14 protein-coding genes are annotated in these 9973 nt (G+C 59.1%); 9 read left to right on the top strand and 5 right to left on the bottom strand.

All coding sequences use genetic code 11. The annotated features are described in order from the left end of the window. Positions 1-204: 204 nt before the first annotated feature. Together CFR80_RS15400 and CFR80_RS15395 are read right to left on the bottom strand one after the other, a co-directional pair. A complete protein-coding gene (locus CFR80_RS15400) occupies positions 205-444 on the bottom strand; it encodes a hypothetical protein (protein WP_010516454.1) in 240 nt (79 codons plus the stop codon). A gap of 1 nt (position 445) precedes the next feature. Continuing rightward, complete coding sequence (locus tag CFR80_RS15395) at positions 446-1225, bottom strand: TetR/AcrR family transcriptional regulator (protein WP_258367862.1); 780 nt, start codon at positions 1223-1225, stop codon at positions 446-448. Between CFR80_RS15395 and CFR80_RS15390 the strand changes: the two genes are divergently transcribed. The 4 genes from CFR80_RS15390 to CFR80_RS20195 are packed head-to-tail and all read left to right on the top strand — an operon-like array spanning position 1224 to position 2436. Further along, complete coding sequence (locus CFR80_RS15390; RefSeq protein WP_010516449.1) at positions 1224-1586, top strand: thiol-disulfide oxidoreductase DCC family protein; 363 nt, start codon at positions 1224-1226, stop codon at positions 1584-1586. The two genes, CFR80_RS15395 and CFR80_RS15390, sit on opposite strands and share 2 nt — an antisense overlap. 39 nt (positions 1587-1625) lie before the next feature. Continuing rightward, positions 1626-2036: a Rossmann-fold NAD(P)-binding domain-containing protein gene (locus CFR80_RS19625; protein ID WP_198133936.1), complete on the top strand. Its 411-nt coding sequence runs from the start codon at positions 1626-1628 to the stop codon at positions 2034-2036. Continuing rightward, on the top strand, positions 2033-2272 hold the full coding sequence (locus CFR80_RS19620) for a Rossmann-fold NAD(P)-binding domain-containing protein (RefSeq protein ID WP_198133935.1): 240 nt from the start codon (positions 2033-2035) through the stop codon (positions 2270-2272). The genes CFR80_RS19625 and CFR80_RS19620 overlap by 4 nt, the downstream gene beginning before the upstream one ends. Then, complete coding sequence (locus tag CFR80_RS20195) at positions 2266-2436, top strand: DUF2256 domain-containing protein (RefSeq protein ID WP_083819139.1); 171 nt, start codon at positions 2266-2268, stop codon at positions 2434-2436. The genes CFR80_RS19620 and CFR80_RS20195 overlap by 7 nt, the downstream gene beginning before the upstream one ends. Here CFR80_RS20195 and CFR80_RS15375 read toward each other — a convergent pair. Beyond that, positions 2395-3903 (bottom strand): cryptochrome/photolyase family protein, encoded by a 1509-nt coding sequence (locus CFR80_RS15375; RefSeq protein ID WP_010516445.1) that lies wholly within the window; start codon positions 3901-3903, stop codon positions 2395-2397. The two genes, CFR80_RS20195 and CFR80_RS15375, sit on opposite strands and share 42 nt — an antisense overlap. 419 nt (positions 3904-4322) lie before the next feature. Here CFR80_RS15375 and CFR80_RS15370 point away from each other — a divergent pair, with 419 nt between their 5' ends. Genes CFR80_RS15370 through hchA form a run of 3 tightly spaced genes read left to right on the top strand, consistent with a single transcriptional unit; the run spans position 4323 to position 6539 of the window. After that, positions 4323-4931 carry a Gfo/Idh/MocA family protein gene (locus CFR80_RS15370; protein ID WP_010516443.1) on the top strand — a complete coding sequence of 203 codons (609 nt, stop codon included), beginning with the start codon at positions 4323-4325 and terminating at the stop codon, positions 4929-4931. Beyond that, positions 4825-5613, top strand: a complete 789-nt coding sequence (locus CFR80_RS20190) for a Gfo/Idh/MocA family protein (protein WP_373636505.1) — start codon at positions 4825-4827, stop codon at positions 5611-5613. The genes CFR80_RS15370 and CFR80_RS20190 overlap by 107 nt, the downstream gene beginning before the upstream one ends. 56 nt (positions 5614-5669) lie before the next feature. Further along, positions 5670-6539 (top strand): glyoxalase III HchA, encoded by an 870-nt coding sequence (gene hchA, locus CFR80_RS15360; RefSeq protein ID WP_010516439.1) that lies wholly within the window; start codon positions 5670-5672, stop codon positions 6537-6539. A gap of 199 nt (positions 6540-6738) precedes the next feature. On the opposite strand, the gene CFR80_RS15355 is transcribed toward hchA, so the two are convergent. Further along, a complete protein-coding gene (locus tag CFR80_RS15355) occupies positions 6739-7332 on the bottom strand; it encodes a DUF1826 domain-containing protein (RefSeq protein ID WP_110507650.1) in 594 nt (197 codons plus the stop codon). Positions 7333-7400: 68 nt separating this feature from the next. On the opposite strand from CFR80_RS15355, the gene CFR80_RS15350 reads away from it, so the two are divergent. Further along, on the top strand, positions 7401-8633 hold the full coding sequence (locus CFR80_RS15350; RefSeq protein WP_010516436.1) for a GTP-binding protein: 1233 nt from the start codon (positions 7401-7403) through the stop codon (positions 8631-8633). Beyond that, positions 8626-8958, top strand: a complete 333-nt coding sequence (locus CFR80_RS15345; protein ID WP_010516434.1) for a DUF6525 family protein — start codon at positions 8626-8628, stop codon at positions 8956-8958. Before CFR80_RS15350 ends, CFR80_RS15345 begins: the two co-directional genes overlap by 8 nt. A gap of 71 nt (positions 8959-9029) precedes the next feature. On the opposite strand, the gene CFR80_RS15340 is transcribed toward CFR80_RS15345, so the two are convergent. Next, a protein-coding gene (locus tag CFR80_RS15340) for an IS5 family transposase (protein WP_110507649.1) occupies positions 9030-9784 on the bottom strand; the annotation gives its coding sequence in 2 pieces (ribosomal slippage) (positions 9030-9454 and positions 9454-9784; 756 coding nt in all). Positions 9785-9973: the final 189 nt, after the last annotated feature.

The raw sequence follows: 9973 nt of genomic DNA, 5'->3' as shown, positions 1-9973 counted from the left end.
ACCGCATGGAACAACCTCACCGCCCTGCCACAGACCATCCGATCCATCGGCCTCAGAAAATGGGCTCATATAGGTCAAAGGTGATAGCCCGTAGTATTACACCCTAAAAGGCATAATGCTGCAAACAGGGGCAGCACCCTTGTCAGGATGTCTGTGCGCGTTCGACAGGGCATATTGATTTCCGAAAAATACAGACTTTTTTCTTTACGGCAGTGCCGCGATAACCGAAATTCCCAACAGGACAAGAATAATCATGGTGGCCTGTTGCCCATCAAACCGGTTACGGAAGTAAAACCAGACAGAAAAAAAGATGAAGGACGAGATATAGCCTGCTGTCATGACGGTCATTGGCGGAATTCTGGCAAAACCCAGCACCTGTTTCTGCGCGGCAGTTGCCACGGCACCAGAGACAACCGCCCCTGACAAAGAGAAAACGCCCTGCATTTCAGCCGGCTTTATCAGGGGCCTGCGTTAACTGCACCATCAGGTCATGCAGACCGTCGCGCATAGTCTGGTCTACAATGCCAGCCTCCAGGATGTCCCACAGGGAAAGGCCATCAGCAGCCATACAGGCGAGCAGAAGGGCTGGTGTCATGTTCTCGAACAGGCCGATGGAGCGGATAACGCTCCAGTAATGCTGGATCCATTCCTGACTGAGTTGCGGATCAATCAACATGGCTGCAAGCAGATGGCGAATAATGACCGGCGTCTCTTTCGCTCCATCATGGTTAAACCCGATATACGCCCGCGCAGACCTGCCGAACGCAACAGGATCATCCTGCATGGAGGCAAGCATCTCATGCCTGAACAGGTCCATTTCACGCATGAAAAGCCCGTCAAGCAGGGCTTTCTTGTTCGGAAAATGGTGCAGCAGGCCGCCTTTGCTGACGTTTGCCTCCCTGGCCACCAGTTCCAGGGTAAACGCCTGAATCCCGTTCGTGACCAGTATCCGGCCTGCTGCGTTGAGCAGGTCGTTCTTTACGACTTCGGGTTTGTTGGTGCGTTTTGGTTTTCTGGTCATGTCCATTAAGTACGGTCCGGACGGTATGTTTTCAAGAAAAAAATAGGGGGCGGGCATAGACAGGACGCCTGAGATCTCCGCAGCACGGCGCATGGGTGGAAACATCACTTTACACATGGGCACCGGGCCATCACCCGGCAGTCCAGCATCTTTCCCGAACTGCCAGGTCGTCACGGGCTGCGGGGTATTGTATTGTGTGACCATGAGCGACCGATCCGACGACGATATCCTGACCGTATGGTACGATGGCGGCTGTCCGCTCTGCCTGCGCGAGATTGCGCTAATGCGTCGACTGGACCGTGCGAATCACATTCACTTTGTCGACGTTGCCGACCCCGCACAGCCCTGCCCGCTTGACCGGCAATTGCTGCTCGATCGTTTCCATGCCCGCAAAGGCACCGTAATCTACGATGGCGCAGCCGCTTTTGCCGCCATGTGGCGCGCCATTCCGGTGTTGCGGCCACCTGGCGAACTGGCCCGGCTGCCACTGGTGCTGTGGGGGCTTGAGGTGGCCTATCGCCGGTTCCTGCGGGTGCGGCCGATCCTGCAACGCTGGGTAAGATAAAGATTGCTGCTGTGTTCTGAGTAGGCCGCGGCATTGGCCATGCTGTTGTCAGCCGCCTTGCGCAGTCCGGACAGCATGCGCGCATCCATGCCGGGTCACGTCGGCCCCTGCAGCGGCTTCGGCCTGACGGATAAGGACAGCATTGCCGATGCTGTAACCAAGATCGATGCCCCCCCGGAACTGGCTCTGGTCACCACCGGGATATGGCATGATGCCACGCGGAACATTTTCCCCGAAAAGACAATGCGCAGCCTCTATGCCGCATCCATGACCCGCGCCTTTGCCATCAACACCACCGGACCTGCGCTGATTGCCAAGCACATGCTGTCGCGCCTGCAGCGCGACCGGCGTGCGGTATTCGCGGTTCTTTCCGCAGGGGCGGCTCGATTGGCGATAACCGGCTGGGGAGCTGGCATGCCTACCGTGCCAGCAAGGCGGCACTTGACATGATGGTGGTCAATTTCACCATCGAGATGCGGCGCCCCCACCCTGAAGCGATTGTGGTAGCCCTGCCCGTCGGCACCATCGGCACCGCGCTTTCAGCACCCTTTCAGGGCGGTGTGCCAGCAGGAAAGCTGTTTTCGCCCGCCACGGCAGCGGACCATTTCCTGCCGGTGGTCGGGACCCTGCCCCCTGCCGATAGCGGCACCCTGATTGCGTGGAATGGAGAAAGGCTGCCATGGTAAAGATGCGCAGGAAAGCCGATCTGCCAAGCAAGCCCTATGCGGCCTGCTGGCGGTCCTTCGCGTGGCGCAAGAAATGGGCGCGCGACTGGGAGGCCGTGCGCTATTGCTCCGATCGCTGCCGCTCAGCCAAGGCTGGCGAGAAAATGCCCGGCGTCACGCGTTAGTCGCGCCTGTTTTTCGGGCGTGAACCGCTCCCATGTGCGCACCATCTGCGCCATGCGCGGATTGCCACGCAGCAGGCCAGCATGCCGCGCGATAAAATGCCAGTAAAGCAGGTTGAACGGACAGGCTTTCGGCCCCTCCTTTGCCCTGACGTCATAGGTGCAAGCCACGCAATAATCGCTCATGCGGTGAATATAGGCACCGCTGGCCACGTAGGGCTTGCTGGCCAGCAGGCCGCCATCGGCAAACTGGCTCATGCCGATGGTGTTGGGCAGTTCGACCCACTCGAACGCATCGGCATAGACAGCCAGATACCATTCGTGCAGCGCATGCGGGTTGATACCGGCAAGCAGCGCAAAATTGCCGGTGACCATCAACCGCTGGATATGATGTGCATAGGCTTCCTCGCGCGTCTGGGTCACACAGGCACGCACGCAGTGCATGAACGTGTCGGCGCTCCAGTAAAAAGCTGGCAGAGGCCGATGGGCATCCAGCTCATTACTGTGCGCATAGTCCGGCCCGCGCCACCAGTAAACGCCGCGCACGAACTCACGCCAGCCGATGACCTGGCGGGTGAACCCTTCCGCGCTGTTGAGCGGCACCCGCCCGGCGCGCCATTCGATCTCGACCGCACGGCACATCGCCAGCGGGTCGAGCAGCCCAAGGTTGAGATAGGCCGACACCACGGAATGACACAGAAAACGATGCCCGCTGAGCATCGCATCCTGATAGCGGCCGAAATCGCGCAGGCCATGGCGCAGGAAATGGGCAAAGGCGGCTTCGGCCCCGGCGCGGGTAACTGCAAACCAGAAAGGTGTCAGATCTCCGAAATGATCGGGGAAACACGCCGCCACCATCTCCAGCACTTCACGTGTGATGGCATCAGGCTCAAAACGCAGCGGCTGTGGCAGACCCAGCGGACCGGGTGCAGGGTTGCGATTGTCGTGGTCGAAATTCCATCTACCCCCGGCAGGCTGGTTGCCTTCCATCAGCAGGCCTGTCTTGCGGCGCATCAGCCGGTAGAAATGTTCCATGCGCATACCCGTGCACTTTTCAGCCCAGGTGGCAAAGCCGTGACGATCTGCCACAAAGCGGTCATCAGGCAGCACGGTGGTGGATGGCCATTGGGCCATGTCGCGCATCAGCCGCCACTCGCCGGGCTCGGTTGCCAGCACATGCGCAGCACCATGCCGGGCGCAGGCCCGTCTGACCTCGCCGCACAGGCTGCCGGAATTGGCCGGATCGCGCAGGGTAACGTAATCGACATGCCAGCCGGCTTCACGCAATTCCGCCGCGAAATGCCGCATCGCCGCAAGGACCAGCGCGATTTTCTTCTTGTGATGGCGGATATAGGTCGTTTCAGTGGCAACTTCCGCCATCAGCACCACATCGTTTGACCGGTCGGCCGCCCGAAGGGAGGAGAGTGTCGGCGTCAGTTGATCGCCCAGAACAAGGACTATGCGTTTCATATCGAAAGACTAGCGTGCGACGCTTCTGCCGCGAAGCCTGACTTCAGAGCAGGAAAAAAGGGGGACGTTCATCAATCAGGCTTCGCAAGTGCCCGGTCAATATCTGGTCGTGGGGCGCAATTCCGCGTGAGAGGGCCGCCCCTCCCCCCCGCGTTAGTAACCGGCAGTTACTCTATCCCGACAGCCAGCCCGCAGGCGCGGAGAACGATGATGAGCAGCAAGCCAGATGAACAGGACATTGCGCGTTGTGCGGTGATTTTCTGGGCGGCCACAGCAGCAGCGTTCCCTGCTACGGCGGTTCGCGCCGCCAATGCAGCGCCGGGCCAGGAAAACGTACCGCCAGTAGACGAGGGCCTTATCCGGAGCGCAAACGTCACCTTTCCCCCATTAATGCCGCCGCCGAACGCGCGGCACCGCCATTGCCCAACCCGGCCCCTCCAGCCCGTCGTGTCGGTTTTGCCATCATGGGGCTTGGTCGTCTGGCGCTCGGTCAGATCCTGCCCGTCTTCGCGGAATGCAGGCAGGCCAGGCCCATCGCGCTGATCAGCGGTGACAGCGCCAAATACCGGGCGATTGCAGCGCGATACGGGATCACAGCCGATGCCTGCTACGATTACGCCTCGATCGGCCGCATCCGCGACAACGCCGCGATCGAGGCCGTCTATGTGGTGACGCCAAACACGCTGCACCGCGATAACGTTATCGCCGCGGCCAGGGCGGGCAAGCATGTGCTATGTGAAAAACCCGTGGCGACTTCTGTTGCACAGACGCAGAACATGGTCGCAGCCTGCCATGATGCAGGTCGCCTGCTGATGATCGCCTATCGCTGCCAGTATGAGAACTGTAATGCCGAGGTGGCATGTCAGGCACGTGCAGGCAGGTTTGGCGATATCCGTCTGATCGATGCCGTGAACGTGCAACATCAGGGCGATCCCCACCAATGGCGGCAATCAAGGGCGCTGGCCAGCGGCGGGGCATTGCCTGGTATCGGTCTTTACTGCCTCAACACGGCGCGCGCTGCTGGGTGAGGAACCAGTCGAGTTATTTGCAACGCAGTGGAGTCAGGTCGATGATCTCCGTTTCAGGGAGGTCGAGGCAAGTATTGCGTTCACGCTAAAATTCCCTTCCGGTGCCATCGCAACCTGTTCGACGAGTTATGCCGCGCATGAACGCCGGGACTTTCGCGGCTATGGCACCGAGGCCGCAGCCGGGATTGAAAACGCATTTGCCTATGAAGGGCAGCGCCTGTCGATTGCACGACGCGACGGGCCTGCCGAGCTGGTTTCGGTCGTATCCCTGCCGCAGCGCAGGCTGTTTGCAATTGAAATCGATCACTTCGCCCAGTGCTTGCGCTCGGGGCAACGCCCGTGCATGCCGGGCGAGGAAGGACTGCAGGACCAGATCCGGATGGCTGCACTCTATGAAAGCGCGCGCCTGCATAAGCCGGTTATCCCGCCGGCCCGAAACGACAGGGACGCCTTTCGGGGGCCCATGCCCAAGGCAGGTGCCTGGCATCATCGCTGCTGCTCATGTCTGCCGCGCGCAGAGCCAACCGATACGCGCATGCAGGGATGGGCCGAGCGTTGCTCGTCCAACATGTTTTCTGTTGAGTTGACAGGTGGTTTTGCGGGATTTCCCTTATTCATCTTTGCTGCGAAGCAACGTATGGTTTCGTGCATACCCTGCCGCACCTTCTGCATGCGGACGTAGCGCGGCCTGACCGCAGGCCTGTCATGCGCGACAAGGCTGACAACAGGAGAATAAACATGAGCGATGAACAGTTGAGCCGAACGCCGGTGCCTGACCGGGCAGAGGACAACGCCTTCTTCCCGTCAGAATATTCCCTGACGCAATATACGTCCTCAAAGACCGATTTTGACGGCACCACCTATCCTGAGCCCTATAAGGGAGGAAAGTGGAAGATCCTGATGATCGGTACGCAGGAGCGTTACCTGATGATGAAAGGCGGCGAGTTCTTTTCGACCGGCAATCACCCGGTTGAAATGCTTCTGCCCCTGTATCATCTGGACGCTGCGGGATTTGAGATCGATATCGCGACCATCTCCGGCGATCCGGTGAAGTTCGAGTGGTGGGCCTTCCCACATGAGGACGAGGCCGTCAAATCGATCTACAAGAAATACGAAAAGCAGCTCAAAACACCGAAGAAGCTTGCCGACGTGACAGGCGAGGGTCTCACAGCTGAAGCGCCGTATCTCGGCGTGTTCATTCCGGGCGGTCACGGCGTTCTCAATGGGGTGCCATTCAGCAGGCAGGTCGGTGCTGTCCTGCGCTGGGCACAGGCCAACGGACGTTTCACGATCTCGCTCTGTCATGGCCCCGCCAGCCTGCTCGCGACAGCAGTCGATGGTGGCAGGTTCGCATATGAAGGCTATGAGATGTGCGTCTTTCCAGACAGTCTGGACGCCGGGGCCAATATCGAAATTGGCTACATCCCGGGTCCGATGGCGTGGCTGGTCGGTGAAAAACTCCGGGAATACAACGTAAAGATCGTCAACACGGGGATTACCGGCCAGGTGCACCGTGATCGTAACCTGCTGACGGGCGATAGCCCGCTGGCATCGAACAATCTTGGCAAACTGGCGGCTGAAGTCCTGCTTGAGGCTGCCAGCAGATAAAACCGGCTCCACGGTCGCGGGCGGTCACCTCGCTTGCGACCTTGGGATTCTCCAGCAGGCGCCCGGTATATCCGCATGGCGTAAGGTCCGGAGATTCTCCGATGTGGAAGACTGTTATGATGAGGGACAGGCCGGATACGTGATCCTGACGTCTGGCGATCCCGGCTGGAAGCAGCCTGAACGCTACGGCGTTAAGGCGTCATTGCCGTCCCATGCCACATGCGTCCGGATGGTCAAGGGTCAGAAGCAGGCGCGTAACAGGAACCGGGCGATCCGATATTGGCGGCGAACGGTGCAGTACCGCCCCTTTTGTCGACCAGCCGGGATATAATCGCCCTTTCAGAAGGGTAATCCAGCCCGCTGGCGTTTCATAGATGGTCTCGCTGTCAGCGTATTTCCACTGAACCCCGGGACCGGTGTAGGTGCACAGGAGGCGTAACGGAACATGGTCAACATGAAAGCGGCGGCAACTATCATGACGGACCTTTTCCAGTCGGAAGCGGATTTCGGCCGTACCTGACAGACGCTGATAGCGGCGGACAAGATTCAGGGCGTCTTCAGCAAGCGCCTTCGTGCCTGCCGGCAGGAGCGCCCCCAGCTGGGTCTCAAGAATTTCAATGCTCCCCCGACGCAAAAACAGATCCGGGCCATGGGCATTCCACAATCCCGCGGCCTGCATGATCTCCTGCCCCGTGTGGCGCTCTTCCTGAACGATGAAACAGTCGGTTCTATCGATGTGCTGGAACGGCATGGGAATGGCAGGCGGCACACGGGTCGGACAGGACTGTCTCATGTCGGGGTCCTTTAGGTATTGTTATATTATAACGTAACATATAGGTTCGGCGGATCGCAACCGAATGAATGGTGTCCGTCATGCACGAAAGACTTCCGGTAACGGTGCTTTCCGGCTTTCTGGGAGCCGGGAAGACAACGCTTCTCAACCACGTGCTCAATAACCGCGAAGGCCGGAAAGTCGCGGTAATCGTCAACGACATGAGCGACGTGAACATTGACGCCGACCTGGTGCGCGACGGCAGCGACCTGTCCCGCACCAATGAAACGCTGGTCGAGATGAGCAATGGCTGCATCTGCTGCACGTTGCGCGATGACCTGCTGCATGAAGTCCGACGGCTTGCGGAAGAAGGGCGCTTCGATTACCTCCTGATTGAATCGACAGGGATTGCAGAACCGCTTCCGGTTGCAGCGACATTCGAGTTTCGTGACGAAGCGGGCGAGAGCCTGTCCGACATTGCGCGGCTCGATACGATGGTCACGGTGGTGGATGCCGTCAACCTGCTGAAGGATTACGCCTCGACGGACTTCCTGCGCGACCGGGGCGAGACGGCAGGCGACGGGGATGACAGGGCACTGGTTGACCTGCTGGTCGAACAGATCGAGTTTGCCGATGTGGTTGTGCTGAACAAGGTCTCGACCTCCACAGTGGCGCAGCGCGAGGCCGCGCGGCAGGTCATTCAGGCCCTGAATGCCGATGCGGATATTATCGAAACCGATCAAGGCATCGTGCCCTGCGCACGCATTCTGGATACGCATCGCTTCGATTATGACCGGGCGCACAAACACCCGCTCTGGTACAAGGAACTGTTCGAATTCCATAACCATGTCCCCGAGACCGAGGAATATGGCATCCACACGTTCGTCTGGCGTGCCCGCCGCCCGCTGGTGCCGGAACGGTTCAAGGCCTTTATCGACTCTACCTGGCCGGGCGTGATCCGGGCCAAGGGCCATTTCTGGCTGGCGACCCGCCCGCAATGGGTGGGCGAACTGGGGCAGGCCGGTGCACTGGTCCGTACGCAGGCCATGGGGCGCTGGTGGGTGACCATTCCCAAAAACCAGTGGCCGGACAGCGATGAATGGCGCGACCTGATCCTGTCGAAATGGGATCCGGTTTATGGGGACCGACGGCAGGAAATCGTATTTATCGGCACGGCAGAGATGGACGATGCTGCCATTGCAGCGGTTCTGGAGGCCTGCCTTGTACCCGAGTTTGATGCAGGGCGATTCAATCCGCTGCTGTTCGCCCATCTGCCTGATCCATTCCCGGTCTGGGGGCAGGGAGAAATGGCAGATGCGTAAGGTGAAGGCAGATAACGAACGGACATTACGCCACGAGATGTGGCGGCGGTATGCAGGCAATGACTGGGCAGCCTTTGACGCCCTGCCCGCAGCGATCCGCCAGCGGGTGGCTGCGCATGCCTATGATGCCTGGTCGGTCAACGTCATGATGCTCTGGCAGCATTACAGACGGCTCTATGGACGCACGACGCGTGCCGAGCGGGCATTGATCCGGTATCTTGACTATTGCGAGCGGCTGGAGCGGGAAGCGTTTGCTTCACGCTACAGCGAAACCTACGGCACGGTCCTGCCGCATGACGCAGCCTGCGTGTCAGTGCTGAGGTAAAATCAGTATTTTACTGGCATGACACGCACATCTTCATGGATCATACTCATTGGCATCGCCAGGACGTGTCGTCAGTTAATTCTGATGATGGCGGAAACGAGTTGCAGTGCTGCGAGGAATGTTGACTTCAGCCTGTCGTAGCGTGTTGCAATGCCCCTGAACTGCTTCAGCCTGGCGAAGAAGCGTTCAATGATGTTTCTGTTTTTGTAGAGCCGGAAGCTGAGTTTCCGTGGATCGCGTCGGTTTTTCCTTGACGGGATAACCGGTGTGATCTGCCGTTCTTCGAGCTTTTCGATAAGCGGATCAGCATCATAAGCCCTGTCGGCGATAAAGGCTTTGGGATCGACCTCATCCAGCAGGGGGTCTGCTTCCGTAATGTCTGCTCTCTGCCCGGGCGTCAGGGACAGGGCGACCGCCTTTCCTGCGGCACCGACAATGGCGTAAATTTTCGAGGTCAGTCCGCCATGGGGCCGCCCGATGGCCTGATCCGCGCCCTTTTTTTACGGGCACCCGCACTGTGCTGGTGAGCCCGGACAATCGTGCTGTCGATCATCATGTAGTCGTTGTCACGATCGGCGGCCAGATGCCGGAAAACCCGTTCGATCACGCCGCCTTCGCACCAGCGACGCAGTCGCCGGTGGACGTTTTTCCAGTCCCCGAACCGGGCAGGCAGGTCACGCCAGGGAATGCCGGCACGGTAACGATACAGCACGGCTTGCACAAACAGACGGTTATCGGCAGCCGTTCCGCTGATATGACCTTCACGACCCGGGAGAAGATCTTTTATCCGTTCCCACTGGCTGTCACTCAGGCCATATCGTCGCATTCATTTTCTCCCTGAGAACAGAGAGAAAACATCACAGATCAAACGGGAGTACAAGCCTCATGGCGCCAGATGCAGACTGACGGCACGCCCTAGCACTACTTTGGTAGAAAATTTGGAATAAGGATTCCCAACGGATGCGATCGGTGATTCATGGAAGACCAGCTGTAGTGGGAGCTGGCGATGAACACC

It is taken from the genome of Komagataeibacter oboediens (assembly GCF_003207815.1).
In the GTDB taxonomy this organism is placed as follows: Bacteria; Pseudomonadota; Alphaproteobacteria; order Acetobacterales; family Acetobacteraceae; genus Komagataeibacter; species Komagataeibacter oboediens.
The sequence above is the reverse complement of the archived record's forward strand: the minus strand, read 5'-3'. Positions and strand labels throughout refer to the sequence as shown.